The 19,903-nt window shown below is 64.9% G+C and carries 18 protein-coding genes; 13 read left to right on the forward strand and 5 right to left on the reverse strand.

From position 1 onward, the window contains the following. Positions 1-98: 98 nt before the first annotated feature. The gene (locus tag NE547_RS08205; RefSeq protein WP_256175317.1) at positions 99-581 is read right to left on the reverse strand and encodes an HD domain-containing protein; all 483 of its coding nucleotides are present in this window, start codon (positions 579-581) and stop codon (positions 99-101) included. Between the two features lie 198 nt (positions 582-779). Between NE547_RS08205 and NE547_RS08210 the strand changes: the two genes are divergently transcribed. The 9 genes from NE547_RS08210 (at position 780) to NE547_RS08250 (ending at position 10,377) form a co-directional block, all read left to right on the forward strand. Further along, complete coding sequence (locus NE547_RS08210; protein ID WP_186907353.1) at positions 780-1,169, forward strand: GntR family transcriptional regulator; 390 nt, start codon at positions 780-782, stop codon at positions 1,167-1,169. Beyond that, positions 1,166-2,068: an ABC transporter ATP-binding protein gene (locus NE547_RS08215; protein ID WP_186907354.1), complete on the forward strand. Its 903-nt coding sequence runs from the start codon at positions 1,166-1,168 to the stop codon at positions 2,066-2,068. The genes NE547_RS08210 and NE547_RS08215 overlap by 4 nt, the downstream gene beginning before the upstream one ends. Continuing rightward, complete coding sequence (locus NE547_RS08220) at positions 2,043-4,034, forward strand: hypothetical protein (RefSeq protein WP_256175319.1); 1,992 nt, start codon at positions 2,043-2,045, stop codon at positions 4,032-4,034. Before NE547_RS08215 ends, NE547_RS08220 begins: the two co-directional genes overlap by 26 nt. 212 nt (positions 4,035-4,246) lie before the next feature. Next, positions 4,247-5,506, forward strand: coding sequence for an acetyl-CoA C-acyltransferase (locus NE547_RS08225; RefSeq protein ID WP_256175321.1), 1,260 nt, complete (start codon positions 4,247-4,249; stop codon positions 5,504-5,506). Between the two features lie 98 nt (positions 5,507-5,604). Beyond that, positions 5,605-6,297: a CoA transferase subunit A gene (locus tag NE547_RS08230; RefSeq protein WP_186907357.1), complete on the forward strand. Its 693-nt coding sequence runs from the start codon at positions 5,605-5,607 to the stop codon at positions 6,295-6,297. After that, a complete protein-coding gene (locus NE547_RS08235) occupies positions 6,297-6,956 on the forward strand; it encodes a 3-oxoacid CoA-transferase subunit B (protein WP_186907358.1) in 660 nt (219 codons plus the stop codon). Before NE547_RS08230 ends, NE547_RS08235 begins: the two co-directional genes overlap by 1 nt. 233 nt (positions 6,957-7,189) lie before the next feature. After that, on the forward strand, positions 7,190-8,674 hold the full coding sequence (locus tag NE547_RS08240) for a hypothetical protein (RefSeq protein ID WP_256175323.1): 1,485 nt from the start codon (positions 7,190-7,192) through the stop codon (positions 8,672-8,674). A gap of 31 nt (positions 8,675-8,705) precedes the next feature. Beyond that, the gene (locus tag NE547_RS08245) at positions 8,706-10,241 is read left to right on the forward strand and encodes an FAD-dependent oxidoreductase (protein WP_186907360.1); all 1,536 of its coding nucleotides are present in this window, start codon (positions 8,706-8,708) and stop codon (positions 10,239-10,241) included. Next, positions 10,222-10,377: a hypothetical protein gene (locus NE547_RS08250; protein WP_186907361.1), complete on the forward strand. Its 156-nt coding sequence runs from the start codon at positions 10,222-10,224 to the stop codon at positions 10,375-10,377. Before NE547_RS08245 ends, NE547_RS08250 begins: the two co-directional genes overlap by 20 nt. A gap of 175 nt (positions 10,378-10,552) precedes the next feature. Here the strand turns inward: NE547_RS08250 and NE547_RS08255 are convergent, their stop codons facing one another. From NE547_RS08255 to xdhA, 4 genes are read right to left on the reverse strand one after another with little or no spacing between them, the layout of a single operon-like run. Further along, positions 10,553-11,434: a LysR family transcriptional regulator gene (locus NE547_RS08255; protein ID WP_256175325.1), complete on the reverse strand. Its 882-nt coding sequence runs from the start codon at positions 11,432-11,434 to the stop codon at positions 10,553-10,555. A 37-nt stretch (positions 11,435-11,471) separates the two neighbouring features. Next, complete coding sequence (gene xdhC / locus NE547_RS08260; RefSeq protein WP_256175327.1) at positions 11,472-11,963, reverse strand: xanthine dehydrogenase subunit XdhC; 492 nt, start codon at positions 11,961-11,963, stop codon at positions 11,472-11,474. Then, entirely contained in the window at positions 11,960-12,841 is an 882-nt protein-coding gene (gene xdhB, locus NE547_RS08265; protein ID WP_256175329.1) for a xanthine dehydrogenase subunit XdhB, read from the reverse strand. The genes xdhC and xdhB overlap by 4 nt, the downstream gene beginning before the upstream one ends. After that, positions 12,841-15,144: a xanthine dehydrogenase subunit XdhA gene (xdhA, locus tag NE547_RS08270; protein WP_186907365.1), complete on the reverse strand. Its 2,304-nt coding sequence runs from the start codon at positions 15,142-15,144 to the stop codon at positions 12,841-12,843. Before xdhA ends, xdhB begins: the two co-directional genes overlap by 1 nt. A 175-nt stretch (positions 15,145-15,319) precedes the next feature. On the opposite strand from xdhA, the gene NE547_RS08275 reads away from it, so the two are divergent. From NE547_RS08275 to hydA, 4 genes are all read left to right on the forward strand, one after another. Next, positions 15,320-16,786, forward strand: a complete 1,467-nt coding sequence (locus tag NE547_RS08275) for a pyridoxal-phosphate dependent enzyme (RefSeq protein ID WP_186907366.1) — start codon at positions 15,320-15,322, stop codon at positions 16,784-16,786. A gap of 44 nt (positions 16,787-16,830) precedes the next feature. After that, positions 16,831-18,069, forward strand: coding sequence for a threonine synthase (locus NE547_RS08280; protein WP_256175332.1), 1,239 nt, complete (start codon positions 16,831-16,833; stop codon positions 18,067-18,069). A 21-nt stretch (positions 18,070-18,090) separates the two neighbouring features. After that, positions 18,091-18,429, forward strand: coding sequence for a hypothetical protein (locus tag NE547_RS08285; protein WP_186907368.1), 339 nt, complete (start codon positions 18,091-18,093; stop codon positions 18,427-18,429). An 81-nt stretch (positions 18,430-18,510) separates the two neighbouring features. Next, positions 18,511-19,893 (forward strand): dihydropyrimidinase, encoded by a 1,383-nt coding sequence (gene hydA, locus NE547_RS08290; RefSeq protein WP_186907369.1) that lies wholly within the window; start codon positions 18,511-18,513, stop codon positions 19,891-19,893. The last annotated feature ends 10 nt before the right edge of the window (positions 19,894-19,903 follow it).

The following is a 19,903-nucleotide window of genomic DNA, read 5'->3' on the forward strand; positions in this document are numbered from 1 at the left end:
AATTTTGCCGCCGTTTCCCCCGCTTTTCTCGGATAAAACACGCCGGCGTGTCCGCTTGCGGCGGACAAACGCAGGCTCGGCGGAGACGCCCGCACCGTTCAGGCCAGCAGGATGCGCCGCAGGGCCAGCCGGCGCCAGATGTGGGTCACCTCGGCGGTGGCGCAGAGCTTATCCGCCAGATTGACGGTCAGCGCCTCCCGGCAGCGGGGACGGCGGCGGGCCATGGGCCACATGTGGGAGAGGATGATGTTCTCCTCCTTGGAGGAAAGCCCGCCGCACAGCTTGACGGCGTTGCGCAGGGCGGCCGCCGGATGGGCGAAGCACTGGCGGTAGGACCTGAGGCTGCGGGGATCGTAGAGGTACAGGTCGTGCAGCAGCCCGGCCCGGGCGGCGGCGCGGTAGTCCAGCCTCCATTTCCGGGCCAGGCGGAAGGCGGTATAGGAGACGAAGACCGAGTGCTCATAGCAGGACACGCCGGGGTGATGGCGGATGCCCTGCATAGCGCGCACTGCGGGGGTCTCCAGCAGGTCCTCCACCTGCTCCAGATAGCAGTTCCAGTTGGTCTTGTCCCAATAGGTCATGACGCGGGCTTCCTTTCTTGGTTTCGGCACCTTTGATTATACGCGCCCGCGCGGCATTTGTCATCGGGAAAAAGGGAGTTCGACTGAAAAGTGTTATAATTTCTTAAACATTTCCGCCCGGCCCTTGTATATACTAGCTGTACTAACACGCTTCATACACCCGGGGCGCCCCTGCCCCGGCGGAAAGGAGACGGGCGCATGATCTCTCTCAATTACCGGGATGCCCGGCCCATCTACGAACAGGTCAAGGACGGCCTTCGGCATCTGGTGGTCACGGGGGCCATCCAGACCGGGGACCGGCTTCCCTCGGTCCGGGCGCTGGCCTCTTCCCTGGCCATCAATCCCAACACCATCCAGCGGGCCTACGAGTCGCTGGAGGCGGAGGGCTATCTCTACACCGTGGCGGGCAAGGGCTCCTTCGCCGCTCCCCAGGACGGAGTAAACCGGGTGCGGCGGGACGCCCTGCTGGGCCAGTTCGACAGCTCTGCGGCAGAGCTTTTGTTCCTGGGCATGACGGCGGAGGAGCTGACCCTGCGGCTGCGGGACGCGGCCCTGCGTCAGGCGCGGCGAGAGGAGGCGGGACAATGATCCAGGTAAAAGACGTGGTAAAGACCTTCGACGGCTTCCGGGCCCTGGATGGGCTGACCATGACGGTGCCCAGCGGCTCCATTTACGGGCTGGTGGGGCCCAACGGCGCGGGCAAGTCCACCATACTCCGCCATATCAACGGGGTCTACCGCCAGGATTCCGGCGAAGTGCTGGTGGACGGCGCGCCGGTGTACGAAAACCCGGCGGTCAAGGCCCGCCTGGCCAGCATCCCCGACGAGCTGTACTACTTCCTCTCCGCCTCCACACGGGACATGATGCGCTTTTTCCGGGGCTTCTATCCCCGCTTTGACCAGGCCCGGTATCAGGCGCTCAAGGACGTGTTCACCACCGTGGACGAGCGCCAGTCCATCCGCCGCCTCTCCAAGGGCATGCAGAAGCAGAGCGCCTTCTGGCTGGCGCTGTGCTGCCGGCCGGACGTGCTGGTGCTGGACGAACCGGTGGACGGCCTGGACCCGGTGATGCGGCGGCAGGTGTGGAGCCTTTTGATGGGAGACGTGGCCGAGCACGGCACCACGGTGCTGGTCTCTTCCCACAACCTGCGGGAGCTGGAGGACGTATGCGACCACGTGGGTATTCTCTCCCGGGGAAAGGTGCTCATCGAACGCAGCCTCAGCGACCTTCAGGAAAACGTGGTCAAGATGCAGGTGGTCTTCCAGGAAAAGCAGCTGCCCCAGCTCCCGGCGGACCTGGAGATCCTCAACATCTCCCAGGTGGGCCGCATCCATACCCTGATCGTCCGGGGCAACGCCACCGAGGTCACCAACCGCCTGGCGGCGTATGCCCCCATCCTCATGGAGGCCCTGCCCCTGACCCTGGAGGAGATCTTTATTTACGAGCTGGGAGGTGAGGACTATGCGGTCCGCGACATCGTGCTTTAATCTCACCCTCTATCAAAAAAACCTGTCCCGCTTTTGGCCCATCTGGGCGCTGTACGGCCTGATCTGGCTGTTCCTGCTGCCCATTTCCATCCTCAACGAGAGCCGCTGGTGGGACAGCGCCAGAGCCGCTCAGCGCCCCCTGCAGTTTCTGGAGGGCGGCAGCGCCGGTCTGGCCATGGCCCTGATCTTCGGGCTGCTCTCGGCCATGGCGGTGTTTTCCTACCTCTATAACAGCCGCTCGGTAGGACTGATGCATACCCTGCCCCTGAAGCGGGAGGGGCTGTTCTTGACCAACTACCTCTCCGGGCTCTCCTGCTTCCTGCTGCCCAATCTGGCGGTCTTTGTGCTCTCCCTGGCCGCCGAAGCCCTGGCGGGGGCGGTGAATGCGGGCAGTCTGTGCATGTGGCTGACGGTACAAAGCCTTCTGTGCTTCTTTTTCTACTCCTTCGCGGTATTCTGCGCCATGTTTACCGGCCACATCCTGGCCCTGCCCGCCTTTTACGGCATCCTGAACATTCTGGCAGCCGGGCTGGCGTACCTCTTTGACGCTCTGGCCGGGGCATTCGTCTACGGCTACGCGGGCATCCCCAGGCTGAGCGAGGCCGCCGTCTGGCTCTCCCCCGCCCTGCGCCTGACCTACACGCTAAATCTGATCTATCCGGGCGGCAACGGGGTGTACGTCCAGTTCTACGGACTGCACGTGGTGCTGCTCTATGCCCTGGCGGGGCTGATCCTGACCGGGCTGGCCCTGCTGGTCTACCGGCGCCGCTCGCTGGAGCGTGCCGGAGACATCGTCAGTGTGGGCTGGGTGCGCCCCGTCTTCAAGTACGGCGTGGGCGCCTGCGCCGCCGTGGCTCTGGGCTCTTTCCTGTACGGGATGTTTCTCTACAGTCTGCCCGAGAACGCCTGGACCCTGCTGTCGTTCCTCCTTCTGTGCGGCGCGGCGGGCTATTTCGTGGCCGAAATGCTGCTGCGCAAGCGGTTTTGGGTCTTCCGGCGGAGCTGGAAGGGCTGTCTGGTCCTGCTGGGCTGCCTGACCGCGCTGGTCTGTGTGCTGGAATTCGACCTGACCGGCTTCGAGCGCCGGGTGCCCGGCTCGGACCAGGTGGCCTCGGTCCAGATCGGAGACGTGCGCTCCGCCCCCTACGACGACCTCAACTATACCTCTTTGAATCTGAGCGACCCGGCCGATCTGGCGCTGGTGGAGCAGCTGCACCGGGCCATTGTGGCGGAAAAGGACCGGTTTGACCAGGCGGACGATTACGGCGCGGTCCAGCTGACCGACGGGCTGTATGTGGAGACCAGCAGCTCGGTCTCCGTCTGGCTGGATTATACCCTGAACACCGGCGGGCGCGTCCTCCGGCGCTACTCCTTGCCGGTCACCGCGGCCGACCTGACCGATCCCTCCTCCGCCGCCAGCCTGCTTACCCGGCTGCTCAACGACCGCACGCAGGTGGAACAGGGCTATTTCCCCCGCTGGAGCGGGAACGCCCGGCTGGTGGACGCCTGGGTCTCCAATCTGCAAAATCCCCAGCCCGGGAGCGACGCCTCCGAGGCCTCCTACGCGGACGTCTACGTGGACAGCGCCGCCCTGGAGGAGCTGTTGACCGCGGTGCGCAGCGACCTGGCCGCCGGGCGCCTCGGGGTGCGCTACCTGTTGGACGACCAGGCGCGGCAGGAGAACTGCTACCTCAGCGACCTGTATCTGGACTTCCGGACCCCCGCCGCCCGGAACGCGGCGCAAAACAGCACGGACGAACCCGGCGCGGAGACGGCGTACGAAGGCAACGTCGTCTGCATCACGCTTCAAAAGAGCGCCGCGGAAACTCTGGCCGTGCTGGAGAAATACGGCGTCGTGGGCGGCGCCTCCCAGCTGGTCACTCACGCGGAGCTCTCCCGGATGGAGGCGGCCGGGGCGGCTTCTGACGGCGGCGGTGAGTATACCGTGTCTCTGCCCGCCAACTGAGCGGCTCCGCCGCGTCCCCAGAAGCGGAGCGCGTCCGGCCCTTTGGCCGGACGCGCTTTTGCCCCGAATTGTTAAAGTTTTAACTTAAAATCCCCAAAACGGCCCGAAAAACTCTTCCTCTTGGAGTTGATTTTTGTGTGAGGCAGGCGTATAATCAGGCCGAAGGGTATTTCCAGCACGGGAAGAATATAAATTTTTGGAGGTCTTCGTACATGAAAGAAGTCTACGTAGTCAACTGCTGCCGTACGGCAGTGGGGTCTTTCGGGGGCAGCCTGAAGGACGTGCCCGCCACCGATCTGGGCGCGGCAGTCGTCAAGGAAGTACTGAGCCGCGGCGGCGTGAAGCCCGAGCAGGTGGACGAGCTGATGTTCGGCTGCATCCTCACCGCCGCGCAGGGCCAGAACCCTGCCCGTCAGGTGGGCGTTAAGGCCGGTCTGCCCTATTCCGTGCCCGCCTACACCGTCGGCATGGTGTGCGGCTCCGGCATGAAGAGCGTGATCGAGGGCGCCCGCGCCATCCTGGCCGGGGACGCTGAGATCATCGTGGCCGGCGGCACCGAGAACATGTCCGCCGCCCCCTACGCCCTGCCCGCCGAGCGCTGGGGCGCCCGCATGGGCGACAAGAAGGTCGTGGACACCATGATCAAGGACGGCCTGTGGGATGCTTACAACAACTACCACATGGGCACCACCGCCGAGAACATCTGCGACATCTGGGGCATCACCCGGGAGGAGCTGGACGCCTTTGCCGCCAGCTCCCAGCAGAAGACCGAGGCCGCCCAGAAGGCCGGCAAGTTTGACGACGAGATCGTGCCCGTCCTGGTCAAGAAGAAGAAGGAACTGGTGGAGTTCAAGGTGGACGAGTTCCCCAAGGCCGGCGTGACCTGCGAGAGCATCGCCAAGCTGCGGGGCGCCTTCCCCGTGGGGCCCGAGGGCGTGGAGGACGAGGTGGTGCACACCTTCGAGGTCACCGGCGTCCACGCTGACGACGCCAGAAAGCACGTCCAGCGCGTGACCGCCGCCAACGCCTCCGGCATCAACGACGGCGCCGCCGCCATCCTGCTGGCCAGCGGCGAGGCTGTTGAGAAGTACGGCCTGAAGCCCATGGCCAAGCTGGTCGGCTGGGGCCAGGGCGGCGTGGATCCCAAGATCATGGGCGTGGGCCCCGTGCCCGCCTCCCGCAACGCCATGTCCAAGGCCGGCGTGACCATTGAGGACATCGACCTGGTGGAGGCCAACGAGGCCTTTGCCGCCCAGTCCATCGCCGTGGCCCGCGAGCTGAACTTCGACATGAGCCGCGTCAACGTCAACGGCGGCGCCATCTCCATCGGCCACCCCGTGGGCGCTTCCGGCGCGCGCATCATCGTCACGCTGCTGCATGAGATGGCCAAGCGCGGCGACGCCAAGCGCGGCCTGGCCACCCTGTGCATCGGCGGCGGCATGGGCGTTGCCACCATTTTCGAAAAGTGCTAAATGAAACTCAGCGCTGTGCCGGAACGGGGACGGGAACAGACCGCCCCCGCTCCGGCATACGGCAAAACTCCCATTCTTCATTTTAGGAGGGCAATATCGTGCGCAATAAAGTAATTTCTGTTGCGGAGGCCGTGGCCATGATCCCCGATGGGGCCACCATCATGTGCGGCGGTTTCCTGGGCTGCGGCAGCGCCCATCACATTATCGAGGCCCTGGCAGAGAAGGGCACCAAGGACCTGACCCTCATCGGCAACGACTGCGGTATGGCGACCGGCCCCAACGGCGAGGAATTCTACGGCATGGCCAAGCTGGTCCACAATCACCAGGTCAAGCACGTCATCGCCACCCACGTGGGCATGACCCCCGACGTGGGCACCCAGGGCATGGTGGATAAGACGCTGCAGGTGGACCTGATCCCCCAGGGCACCCTGGCGGAAATGATCCGCGCCGGCGGCGCCGGCCTGGGCGGCGTACTCACCCCCACCGGCGTGGGCACGATCGTGGAGGATTCCCCCTACTGCCTGGGCAAGCAGACCATCGACGGCAAGGAGTACCTGCTCATGAAGCCCATCCGTGCCGACTTTGCCCTGATCAACGGCCACATTGTGGATCAGTTCGGCAACATCTGGTATAAGGGCACCACCCGGAACTTCAACATCGTTATGGCCACCGCCGCCGACGTGGTCATTGCCGAAGGCGATAACCTGGTGGAGATCGGCGATATCGAGCCCGAGAACGTGGTCACCTCCGGTGCCTTTGTCAATTACATCGTGGATGGAGGGAAAGCATAATGGATAAGTCTGAGATCAAGGGCTTTATCGCCAAGCGCGTCGCCCAGGAGCTGAAGGACGGCGACGTGGTCAACCTGGGCATCGGCCTGCCCACGCTGGTTCCCGCCTACCTGCCCGAGGGCGTCCACGTGATCCTTCAGTCCGAGAACGGCATCATCGGCACCGGCCCCAAGCCCACCCCCGAGGAGGCCGAGCCCCGCTATAAGACGGACGCCGGCGGACAGCCCGCCCAGGCCGCCAATTTCGGCTGCTACATCGACTCCGCCACTTCCTTCGGCTTTATCCGCGGCGGCCACGTCAACGCCACCATTCTGGGCGGCCTGGAGGTGGACGAGGAGGGTTCCCTGTCCAACTGGATCATCCCCGGCAAGAAGATGCCCGGCATGGGCGGCGCCATGGATCTGCTGGTGGGTGCCAAGGAAGTCATCGTGGCCATGGAGCACACCGCCAAGGGCAATCCCAAGATCCTGAAGAAATGCCGTCTGCCCTATACCGCGGTGCACTGCATCACCAAGATCATCACCGAAATGTGCGTGATCAATGTCACCGACAAGGGCCTGGAGCTGGTGGAGATCAACCCTGAATTCACCGTCGAGCAGGTGCAGGCCGCTACCGAGGCTACCCTGATCGTCTCCCCCGATCTCAAGCCCATGTGCTGAACCCCAAAAGAAGTCAAACGGGTCTGCGGCATAGCCGCAGACCCGTTTTTCTGCTCTTCCCCTTCTATCCGCATCAAAAATGCTTCATTACGTCCGGATCCCGTTCTTTACAGATTACAGAAAGCGGCAGTATAGTAGGCCTTGACCAAGACAGCTGCCGCCAGCGAAAGGAGGCTCTGCATCAGGGGCGGGAAAATCCGGCACAGTCTACCAGATGAAAGAGAGGGAGCAGAATGTCAGCTTTAACTGCACGCGGAAAAAACGTTAAATACTATATCTGTGTCGCTATTTCGCTATGCTTTATTTTCCTGTTTGGGAAATTGGTCCAGCCCTTTGCCGGCATTACGCCGGTGGGCATCAGCATCCTGGGTATTTTCTTTGGGGTGCTGATCGCCACCATCGTCACCGGAGAGACCTTCTGGCCCGCCCTGCTGGGCCTGTTCGGCATGATCGTCTGCGACTTTACCACTGCGGGCGACCTGCTGAAGACCTGGTTCGGCAATACCACCATTCAGCAGATCATCTGGGTCATGGCGCTGACCGGGGCCGTGACGGAATCCGGCGCGGTCAACGTGCTGGCCCGCAAGGTCCTCAAGATCCGGGCGCTGAAGGGGCATCCCATGCGTCTCATCACCGCGCTTTTCCTGACTGTTTTAGTCTGCGCCGCATTGGTCAGCAGCCCCACGACCATGCTCCTGCTGTGGTATCCGATCCTGGACGGCATCTGTGAGATGTGCGGGGTGGAGAAGAACAGCGACCTGAAGCGGGAGCTGCTGCTGGGCATCTACATCGCAGCCATGGGGGCCTATGTACTGCCCTTCAAGGGCGTGCACCTCTCCTCCATCGCCATCATCAGCGGCATTATGGAGAGCAGCGGGCTGCCCTTCAACAATATGGCCTACCTGGTCGTGGCCACGCTGGTGGTGCTGGCCTTCGTGCTGGTCTACACGCTGTTCATCCGCTTTGTCTGGAAGACCGACCTGACCCCGCTGAAGGAGTTCGACGTGGACAAGATGGGGCTGACCGAGGCCGACCTGAAGATGACCGGCAAGCAGAAGACTCTCTTCGGCTTCATGCTGTTCGGCATCGTGTTCCTGCTGCTGGGCATGGCTCTGCCCAAGGGCAGCGCCGTCTATGATTTTTACAACAAGATCGGCTCCACCTGGGTCTGGATCGTTCTCTTCGCGGTCCTGTGCCTGATGCGGGACCGGGAGGGCAAGCCCTTCATCAACGGCGTCAAGCTGCTTCAGTCCAAGACCATGTGGGGGATCGTGGCCGTGGCCGGCTGCTTTACCATCTGCGGCTCCGCCATCGCCTCCGATGATCTGGGTATCAAGGCCGCCATCGCTACGGTTCTGGGGCCCATTCTGGGCAATGCCAGCTGGCCCATCATGGTCATTCTCTGTGTGGCCGTATCCACCATCTTCACCAACTTTACCAACGGTATGCCCGTCAGCTTCACCATCAACGCCATCTGCATCCCTCTGGCCTGTACCATGCAGATGGAGGGCCGCGGCAACGCCACCATCCTGGGCGTGGCCACCATCCTGGCCAGCATGTGCGCCTTCCTGACCAACGGAGCCATTGCTTATGCCCCCATCCTGCTGGGCCGGGAGGAAATGACCTCCAAATTTATCTTTACCAAGGGCGTTGTGACCAACATCCTCTTTATCGTACTGGCCAGCCTGATCTGTATCGTAGGCGGCTACGTGGTCTGACCAAACTACCAGCAAGGGAGAAAATTCTACTATGACGAACAAGACTTATCTGGAGCCCGCAGCCGAGCTGCCGGTCCAGGAGGAATGCGACATCCTGGTGGTCGGCGGCGGCGCGGCCGGCCACTCCGCCGCCATTGCCGCCGCCCGGGCAGGGGCCAAAAACATCATCCTGCTGGAGCGCTACGGCTATATGGGCGGCGATGTGACCGGCGGCTATGTGATCATGGTCCCCAACCTCTCCTGGTATGACAAATCCTTTGTCCGCGGCCTTCAGGAGGAGTGGTTTACCCGCCTGAGCAAGATCCCCGGCGCGGTGACCGCCCCCGGACTGGACCAGGTGGGCTGCACCGACCCGGCCCTGCTTCATCCCTGGCGCGCCTTCCACGACTGCGTCAGCCGGGACGGCTACGGCGGCTGCAAGCCGTCCTGCCTGGTGCGTTCCGTCTACTTTGAGCCCAATCAGCTGAAGATCGAGATGGACAAAATGCTTCTGGAGCACAAGGACGCCATCCGGGTCATGTGCCACAGCATGGGCGTGCGCCCCATTCTGGAAGGCGGCCGGGTCAAGGGTGTGGTCTACGAGAGCAAGGAGGGCCGCAAGGCGATCCTTGCCAAGATCGTGATCGACGCCACCGGCGACGGCGACCTGTACTCCCGGGCCGGCGCCCCCTGCCAGAGCATGGCCGACCAGGTGACCCGCGCCAACACCACCGCCCTGGTGTGGCGGATCGGCGGCATCAACTGGGACCTGTTCTACCAGTGGCGCAGCACCCACCCGGACGAGATGGCCGCCCTGCGCCTGGGTCTGACCCGGGTGGCCGGGTTCCGCTGCCTGCCCATGCCCAGCAACCAAAACGACATCTGTTGGGTCAACAGCTGGCACGCCAACCGGGACTGCTCGCAGGTCAAGGATCAGACGGAGACCGAGATGAACACCCGCAGCACCATGCGGGACGTACTGGACTATTTGCGCCAGGCCGTGCCCGTGGCCTTCCGCAACGCGTACCTCTACGATATCGCGCCTCAGCTGGGCACCCGCATCAGCCGCCGCCTGGTGGGCGAGTACGTGATGAGCACCGCCGATTTTGCCTACGCCATCCAACACGACGACGTGATCGCCTGGCACTCCACCATATGCCAGGTCAACGACTGCGGCCCGGTCGAGATCCCCTACCGGGCCATCCTGCCTCAGGGGGTGGAAAACCTGCTCTGTCCCGGCCGCCACCTGTCTGCCGACGGCATCGCCATCGACTGGCTGGATCTGATCCCGCAGTGTGTGGGCACCGGACAGGCCGCCGGCGTGGCCGCCGCCGTGGCGGTCGCCGACGGCTCCACCGCCCACGGGGTGGATATCCGCAAGGTGCAGGATATCCTGGTGGACCAGGACGTGCCCCTGCCCCGCAACGCCAAGTTTGAGGCCAAGGACCCCTCCTACCGGGAATGTGTGCAGGCCCATCAGTACGGCCTGTACACCGATAAGGCCAAGCTGGCCCGGGAACAGCGGGAAAAGGGCCAGCGCCTGGACCTGGACTTTCAGGAAAAATTCAATGAACCGCCCAAGCACTGAGCCGCCGGAGCAGGCTGCGCAGCCCGTCCCTTCGCAGCAACCCGTGCTGCCGCTGGACTTCTGCCGCTCCCTGGTGGACGCGCCCGGCTGTCTCCGCGACGGCGTCTGCAACGAGTGCGGACGGTGCGAGCACTGAACCCGAAGCGGGGCCGTACCGGAACGCGCCGCCTTTGGCCGGCCGGTAACGCCGTCTCTCATACAAAAGGCCGGAGCATTGCCCTTCCAAGGCAATGCTCCGGCCTTTTGTATGGAAGGCGCCCGCTCCAGCTCCTGTCCCGCGGCGTTCGCCCGCGCCGCTCGTGCCGCAGACGCTAGGATTGCCGGGTCTGCTGCCGCATAAAGGTAAGAAAGGGCTCCATCGCGCTCTGCTGATAAAGTCCGCGGCTCCATACCAGCCGGTTCGTGCTGGGGTGGAAAAAGTCCAGAGGCACCTGCCTTACCTCCTCCCACGTCGCCATCATATCCAGCGGCAGGATCGGATAGAGCTTCCCCTGCCGGGTCAGTTCCTTCAGCAGCATCTGGTCCGACGTCCGGATCACCACGCTCAATTCCCTGCCCAGCGCCTGAAAGCAGGTCTTCAGCGTGGCCTCGATGGGCATGGGAGCGTTGAAAAAGCCCAGCGGCAGATCCAGAATATCCGCGATGCTGACGCTCGTCTTTTGGGCCAGGGGGTCCGCCGCCGCCACCCCCAGCATGATGGGATTCGGATAGAGCTCCAGCGCGTCAAACTCCACCGGGTCCGGCCGCACCGGTGTAAAAAAGGCGTCCAGGCGCCCATTCAGCAGCATGCGCCAGGCGTCATAGGCGCTGTATTCCTCAATATACAGGCGGATCTGAGGATAGCGGCACTGGAATTCCTCCAGGTAGGTATGGTAGATGCAGTAGGCATTGGTGGGCGTAACGCCCAGCCGCAGCAGCCGTGTCTGCTCCTGAGTGCGCAGCCGGCCGATCCGCCCCTTGGCGGTGGCGTAGCTGGCCGTAAACGTCTCGAACAGCTGGGCCAGGATGGTTCCGCTCTCCGTCAGGGCAACGCCGTTTTTGGAGCGTGTAAAGATCTGGGTCCCGAACTCCTCTTCCAGCTCGGCAATGGCGCGGGAGACCACGGAGCGGGAAAGAAACAGCGCCTCCGCCGCAGCGGAGATATTCCCCTTGGCACAGACCGTCTGGAAATACTCGATCTGCTTCAGCGTCATATCCGCACCCGCCCCTTTGCCCGGCCGGCCCGCGTTCTCATTCCGCCCCGCCCACGAACTTGTGGGCCTCGTTGACCGCCCGCTCTACGGCGTTGAGGATGTTCTGATAGCCGGTGCAGCGGCACAGGTGGCCGGAGATGAGCCTGCGCAGCTCGTCCCGGGTGTACTGCCGGCCGCTGCCCACGATCTCCACCGCGCTCATGATGATGCCGGGGGTACAGAAGCCGCACTGGACGGCGGCTTCCTCCACAAACGCCCTCTGGATGGGGGAGAGCTCCCCGCTTTCCGTCTGCAGGCCCTCCACGGTGAGGATGCGCTTCCCCTGGGCCCAGACGCCCAAATAGATGCAGGAGTCGATGGCCGCTCCGTCCACCAGGACGGTGCAGGCTCCGCACTCCCCCACTTCGCAGCCTTTTTTCACGCTGGTCAGGCCCAACCGCTCCCGCAGCACGTCGGCCAGGGATTCCCGGGGATCGATCCCCACCTCCACCGCCCTTCCGTTGACGGTACATTGGAGCGCTTCGATCATATCTGTGCCCCTCCCTTCCGGGCCGCCTCCCGCAGGGCGCGGCCCGACAGCTCCTCCACCAGCTGCAGGCGGAACTCTTTGGACGCCCGCCAGCTGGAGCGCGGATGCACATCCTCCAGCGCCGCCCGGCCGATCCGACCGACGGCCTCCCCGATGGGCAGGCCCCGCACGGCCGCCTCCGCGCCGCAGGCGCGCATGGGCACCGGGCCCGCCACGCCGAAGGCCAGGCGGGCCTCCTCAACGGTCCTTTTGTCCGCGCTGAGCTTCACCAGGCAGCTGACCCCCAGTGTGGCGATGTCCATGGCGCTGCGCATGGCGTATTTGATGTAGTGTCCGGTATAGCCCTCGCAGTTGGCGCGTGGGATGACGATCTTCACCAGCAGCTCCTCGTGGGCAAGGTCCACCTTGCCCACCCCCTTATACCACTGGGCGATGGGCACTTCCCGCTCGCCCCGGGGGGAGCGTACCCGCAGCACCGCGCCCAGCGCCATGAGGGTGGAGGCGGAGTCCGCCGAGGTAATGCCGTTGCAGACGTTGCCGCCGATGGTGCCCGCCGCCCGGAGCTGGGGCCCGCCCGCCTGGTCCACCGCCTCCCCCAGCACGGGGATGCAGCGGCGGATGACGGGGTCAGAGGCCACGCCCCGGAACGTGGTCAGAGGCCCGATTTCAATGTCCCCGCCGCTCGCCTGCGTCACGCCGGATAGCTCCTCCCCCAGCCCGTGGATGGACACCAGGGAGCAGCCCGCCAGCTTCCCCTCCCGCACCTTGATGAGCACATCGGTGCCGCCGGCGATGACCAGGGCGGACGGGTCGGCCTGAAGGGCACGGATGGCGTCGGCCACCGACCGGGCCTGATAGATGGATGCGATATCATACATCAGAGCAGTCCCTCCTTTCGGAATGCGTCCACCAGCCGCTGGGGCGTGAGCGGCAGGGTGTTCACCGCCACCCCGGTGGCGTGGAGCAGGGCGTTGCGGATGGCGGGAGCCACGGGGATGGCCGGCGGCTCGCCCAGGGATTTGTTGCCGAAGGGCCCGGAGGGGTCCTCCGTCTCGACAAACAGGGCGTGCAGCTCCGGGTGGTCCAGCGCGGTGGGCAGTTTATAGTCCAACAGGTTGCCGTTGAGCAGCCGCCCGGTCTTCTCGTCCAGCTTCATCTCCTCGCTCAGGGCGTACCCCAGCCCCATGCTCATGCCGCCGTGGACCTGGGCCTCGGCCAGCTTGGGGTTGATGAGCGTTCCGGAATCGTGGACGTTGACGATGCGCAGCACCCGGATCTTCCCCACGGGGATATCCACCTCGATCTCCGCAAAGCAGCAGCCGAAGGAAAAGGTGTTGTCCTTGACGTGGCTGGTGCACTCGGCGGTGATGTGCACGGAGTGCTCCAGCGAATAAAAGGCCTCCAGCGCCAGATCGGCCAGTGAGAGCAGGCTCTCCCCGCTCCGGGCGTCCACGATGTCCCGGCCGCGGACGTCCAGCTCCCCCGCCTCGGGCAAAAGCTCCCGGGCATAGCGCAGCAGCTTTTCCCGGAAGCGCTCCCCCGTCCGGCGGATGGCGTGGCCGGTCACGTAGGTCTGCCGGGAGGCGTAGGCCCCCGTGTCGAAGGGGGCGATGTCGGTATCCTGGGTGGAGACGATGTGTACGTCCTCGGTGGGGATCCCGATGGCCTGGGCGCACATCTGGGAAAAGACGGTGTCGCCCCCCTGGCCGATCTCGGTGGCCCCCAGCTGAAGCTGGACCGTGCCGTCCTGGTTGAGAACGATCCGGGCGGAGGAGGTCTCCAGCGAAATGGGGTGCACGCCGGTCTTGTAGGAGAAGACGGCCATCCCCACCCCCCGGCGCACCGGCCCGGTCTGGTTTTGATACCTGGCCCGCAGCCCGTCCCAATCCAGGAACCTGCGCCCTTTTTCCATGCATTCCCGCGCTCCGGTGGAGTGACAGGTAATGCCGTTGAGGGGGTCCACATAGCCGGGGGGCATCAGGTTTTGATAGCGGAATTCATAGGGGTCCAGCCCCATTTCCCGGGCAATGTCCTCCATCATGCACTCCAGGGCAAAATTGCACTGAGGGATGCCGTAGCCCCGCATGGCGCCGGGGGCGGGGCGGTTGGTGTAGACGGTGTACGCCTCGCTGCGGTGGGCCAGCTGGTCCAGGTAGGTCTGGCGGAAGCCGGTGACGGCGTTGGCCGCGATGGCGTGCCCGTGGGAGGCGTAGCCCCCCTGGTCGGATACGGCCACGCACGAGCGGGCCATGAGATAGCCGTCCCCGTCCACCGCGGCGCGCACGTCAAAGGAAATGGGATGGCGGGAGCGGGTGTTCCGGAAGGTCTCCTCCCGGCTGGCCTCCAGCTTGACGCAGCGGCCGCCCGCTTCCACACACAGCCAGGCGTTCAGGGGCTCGTAGAGCACTTCCTGTTTGTTGCCGAAGCCGCCGCCGATGTAAGGCTTGACGACCCGCACCCGGCCCCAGGGGATCCCCAGCGCCTGCCCCACCACCCGGCGCACGATGTGGGGGATCTGAGTGGAGGTGACCACCACGATGCGCCCGCCCTCCCGATAGGCGTAGGAGGTGGGATTCTCAATGTGGCAGTGCTGGACCTGCTGGGTCTCGTAGTGCCCGGAAAACCGGTGGTAGGCGGGGCAGTCCAGCACGTCCCCGGCGCAGCGGAAGTCCGAGGGCGGCAGGGGGATCTCGGACACGGTGTGCTTCAGGATATTGTCCGGATGCTCTTCGTGGATGGGCGGTACGCCGGGCGCCATGGCGGCCTGGGGCGTGAGGACGGGGGGATATTCCTCATACTCTACCCGGATCCGTTCCAGCGCCCGCCGGGCGGTGATCTCATCCACCGCCACCACGGCGGCGATATCGTCTCCATAGATGCGCACCCGCCGGTTGAGCAGTTTCCGGTCGGCCACGTCCTGGTGGGCCGGCTCCACGCTCCAGGGGTGGCCGGGGGTGGGATACTGGATCTCCGGCACGTCGAAGCAGGTGAGCACCTTCACCACCCCGGGCAGCGCTTCGGCCGCCGCGGTGTCCATGCTTTTGACCCATCCGTTGGCGATGGTGCTGTGGAGGACCTTGGCCACCAGCGCATTGCGGGGGCAGAGGTCGTCGGTATATTGGGCGCGGCCGGTCACCTTGTCCACGGCGTCCACCCGCTGGATACTTCTGCCGACTTCCATAAAACGCACCTCCTTATTTGCCCTAAGTATACCGCAGGATGACCAAAAAAGGAAGGGAAAGACGCAAAAAGCTAAAAATTTGTCAGAGGCACCAAAAAGCTTTTTGTTTTCCCTTGATTTATTCCCGCCATGTGCTATCATAAACGGAGAAGTCCCAATTGAAGGAGGCGCCAGCATGATCGACTTGACCATCCACCAAGCGTGCCTGGACCGCAACATCCAAAAGGCCCGGGAGAACGGGGTGATCATCCCCACCTTTGAAAACATGAAGCATCCCGAGACCGTGCCCGGCAAAGTGAAGGACCGGCTGAAGCACGTGGGTCTGTGGGACGTGGACCCGCTGAACCTGTTCCGCATCACGTGGAAAAACGAGCCGCTGGAGACCGGCGGGCTGTACCGCCCCGTCCCCAATTACATCGAGCTGCCCTCCGCCCTCACCGGCGTGAGCGCCCGCATCCTCTGCCTGGTGGGCAAGTGGTTCCCAACCGGCTGCCATAAGGTGGGCGCCTCCTTCGGCTGTCTGGCCCCCCGGCTGGTCACCGGACAGTTTGACGCCGCCTACCACCGGGCCGTGTGGCCCTCCACGGGCAACTACTGCCGGGGCGGCGCCTTCAACTCCAAACTGCTGGGGGTCAAGTCCGTGGCCATCCTGCCCGCGGGCATGAGCCGGGAGCGCTTCCAGTGGCTGGAGCAGATCGCCGGCGAGGTCATCGCCACCCCCGGCTGCGAGTCCAATGTGAAGGAGATCTTCGACAAGACCCACGAGCTCTCCCAGCTGCCCGACTGCATGATCTTCAACCAGTTTGAGGAGATGGGCAACCACCTGTGGCATTATCAGGTCACGGGCAGCGCCGTGGCGGAGGTGTTCGAGGCCGTCAAGCGCCCCGGCGACCGCTTCGCGGGGGCCTGCTTCACCAGCGGCAGCGCGGGCACCATCGGCTGCGGGGACTACCTGAAGGAGGTCTACCCCACCCTGAAGCTGGCGGTGGGCGAGGCGCTGCAGTGTCCCACCATCCTGGAAAACGGCTTCGGCGACCACCGGATCGAGGGCATCGGCGACAAGCACATCCCCTGGATCCACAATGTGAAGAACACCGATCTGGTCATCGACATCGACGACGAGGACTCCCAGCGCCTGCTGCGGCTGTTCAACGACCCGGCGGGCCTGGATTACCTGCGCACCTGCGGCGTGGATGAGGCCACCCTGGCCCAGCTGTCCCTGCTGGGCATCTCCGGCATCGCCAACGTACTTTGCTGCGTCAAGCTGGCCAAATATTACGAGCTGACCGAGCACGACGTGGTGGCCACCGTGCTCACCGACTCCGCCGCCATGTACGGCTCCCGCATCCAGGAGCTGGCGGAGCAGTACGGTCCTTACGACGCAAAGGCCGCCGCGGTGGATCACAGCCTGCACCTGCTGGGCCTGCGCACCGACGCCATGGCGGAGCTGACCTACTACCAGCGCAAACGGGTCCATAACCTGAAGTATTACACCTGGGTGGAGCAGCAGGGCCGCACCATGGAGGAGCTCAACGACCTGTGGTACGGCACGGTATGGGACGACGTCCACCAGCAGGCCGCCGCCCTGGACGAGCTGATCCATTCCTTCAATGAGGCCACCGGCGTTCTGGGGCGGCTGTAGGGGCCTGCACCCCCCATTCTCCATTCCCAAAAGGAGGTTTCCCCATGAAATACGTGCTGGGCGCCCAATGCGTCAAATGCGGCCGGGAATACGACGCCGTGCCGGACCTCACCACCTGCTCCTGCGGCGGCATCCTGGATATCGTATACGACTACGCCGCCATCCGGCGGGACGTTTCCCCCAGGGACCTGGAGGACTGCCGGGACTACAGCATGTGGCGCTACCGGCCCTTCCTGCCGGTGGAGGCCGACTCCGCCCCCACGCCCCTGCGGGTGGGCTGGTCCCCGCTCTACCCGGCCCCCCGCCTGGCCCGGGCGCTGGGGCTCAAGGCCCTCTACCTCAAGGACGACGGGCAGAATCCCACCGCCAGCCTGAAGGACCGGGCCTCCGCCCTGGCGGTGGTCAAGGCCCGTGAGGCCGGGGCGGACACCATCGCCTGCTCCTCCACGGGCAACGCCGCCTCCTCCCTGGCAGGCAACGCGGCGGCGGCGGGGCTGTCCACCTATATCTTTGTCCCCAGCCGGGCGCCCAAGGGAAAGGTGGCGCAGCTGCGCATTTTCGGCTCCACCGTCATCAGCGTGGACGGCTCCTATGAGGACACCTTCGCGCTGTCCAAGGCCGCCATCGACCGCTGGGGCTGGTACAACCGCAACGCGGCCGTCAATCCCTACCTGTCCGAGGGCAAGAAGACCGTCACCCTGGAGATTCTGGAGCAGCTGGGCTGGCGGACGCCCGATTACATCGCCCTTTCCGTGGGGGACGGCTGCACCATCGCCGGAGCCTGGAAGGGCCTGAAGGATCTGTATGCGGCCGGGTTCATCGAGCGCCTGCCCCGGCTCATTTCCGTCCAGGCCCAGGGCTGCTGCCCCCTGAACCGCGCCATCCAGACCGGGACGCCCTGGACCCCCATGGCGGAAAACACCCTGGCCGATTCCATCGCCGTGGGGGTGCCCCGCAACCCGGACAAGGCCCTGAACGCCATCCGGGAATCGGACGGGATCGCTGTCAACGTCTCCGACGATGAGATCCTCGCCGCCATGCGCCTGCTGGGCCGCACCCAGGGCGTGTTCGGGGAACCCGCCGGGGTCACCGGTACCGCGGGCGTGAAAAAGGCCCTGGAGCTGGGCCTCATCTCCCCCGACTCCACCGGGGTGAGCATCGTCACCGGCAACGGCCTGAAGGACGTGCAAAACGGCATCCGCGCCGCGGGGGAGCCCATGCTGGTCCGGCCGGAGCTGGACGCGCTGCTGGACGCCTTCGCGTCCCATGGGATCGCCCCGTAAGAGAGAAAGGAAGCTGCTGCAATGAATGAACGCCCCGCCAAGATCGCCGTGATCTGTCACATGCTCTTTACGCTGGCCAGCCTGCTGTTGGCCATCTACTTCTTCCTTTTCGTCCCCGGCAAGGGGATCGTCCCCATGGTCGGCCTGCCCATCTGGATGGGCTACAGCGTCTACGCCACCATCAAGAGCGTGGCCGACATCATCGGCCGCCAGCGCCGGTTCACCAATTTCTCCAACATGATCGCCCGCTGGGAGGATACGCTGGAGGGCCGCGGCAAGGCCTTGGCCCTGCTGACCTTTATGACGGTGATCGTCGGCGCGGTAAAGATCGCCGTCCCCCTGCTGCTGATGGAGCTTTGATCCCCTTCGCCGACAAGCGCGGCCGCGCCGGCAGGCGCTTGACCGCGGCGTTTGATCCCGGTCCCGTATAAGGAGGTTTTTATGTCCATCCTGATCCAAAACGGCACTCTGCTGCTCCCGGAGGGGCCTGCCCGGGCCGACCTGCGGCTGGAAGGGGACAAGATCGCTCAGATCGGCCCCGGCCTCCCGGTGGAAGACAGCCGGGTGGTGGACGCCTCTGGCCGGCTGGTTTTCCCCGGCTTTATCGACACCCACACTCATTTCGAGATGAACAAGGGCACCGACCGGGAGACCGCCGACGATTGGGCCACCGGCACCCGGGCCGCCCTGGCCGGGGGGACCACCTGCGTGCTGGATTTTGCCGAGCCCAAGCGGGGGGCCGCCCTTTCCTCCGCCCTGGAGACCTGGCATAGCCGCGCGGACGGCCGGGCCTGGTGTCACTACGGGTTCCACATGACCCTCAAGGACTGGAACCCCGCCGTCCGCGCCGAGCTTTCCGCCATGACCGCCGCCGGGGTGACCTCCTATAAGGTCTATCTGGCCTACGACAACCTGCGCCTGCGGGACAGCGCGGCCTATGAGGCCGTGCGCGCCGTCGGCAGGGAGGGCGGCCTTGTGGGCTGCCACTGCGAGAACGGGGACCTGGTCGCCGAGGGCGTCGCCGCCATGCACGCCGCAGGCCGCCGCGGCCCCGAGGCCCATCCCCATTCCCGTCCTCCCCTGGTGGAGGCGGAGGCGGTGGGCCGCTGGCTGGCCATCGGGGAGATGGCGGGCTGTCCGGTGAATATCGTGCATCTCTCCACCCGCCGCGCTCTGGAGCTGGTCCGCGCCGCCCGGGCCCGGGGCCAGGCGTGCTATGTGGAGACCTGCCCGCAGTATCTGCTGCTGGACGAGGGGCGGTATGCCCTGCCCGGCTTTGAAAGCGCCAAATTCGTCCTCTCGCCGCCCCTGCGCGCGCCGGAGGATGTGCGCGCCCTGTGGGACGCCCTGGCCGCCGGCGAGATCGACACCGTGGGCACCGACCACTGCTCCTTTGATTTCTACGGTCCCAAGCAGCTGGGACGGGAGGATTTTGCCAAGATCCCCAACGGCATCCCCGGTGTGGAGCACCGCCCCGTGCTGCTTTATACGGCGGGCGTGGCCGCGGGGCGTATGAGCGCCCATCAGCTCATGCAGGTTTTGTCGGAGCGCCCCGCCAAGCTCTTCGGGATGTACCCGCGGAAAGGGGCTTTGGCGGTGGGCAGCGACGGCGATCTTGTAATATTGGACCCGAATGCTACCCAGCGTATTTCCGCCCGCACCCAGTACCAGAATGTGGACTACACCCCCTACGAGGGCATGCAGGCCAGCTGCCGCGTGGAGCACGTGTTCCTCTCGGGGGTGGAGGCTGTGCAGAACGGCAACGTCCTTTCCCCGCCCCGGGGCCGCTATGTCCGCCGGGGGCCTTCCCAATTCTGGCGATGAGGGTGGGCGC

Origin of the sequence: Flavonifractor sp. DFI.6.63 (genome assembly GCF_024462255.1) — a bacterium.
GTDB lineage: Bacteria > Bacillota > Clostridia > Oscillospirales > Oscillospiraceae > Lawsonibacter_A > Lawsonibacter_A hominis.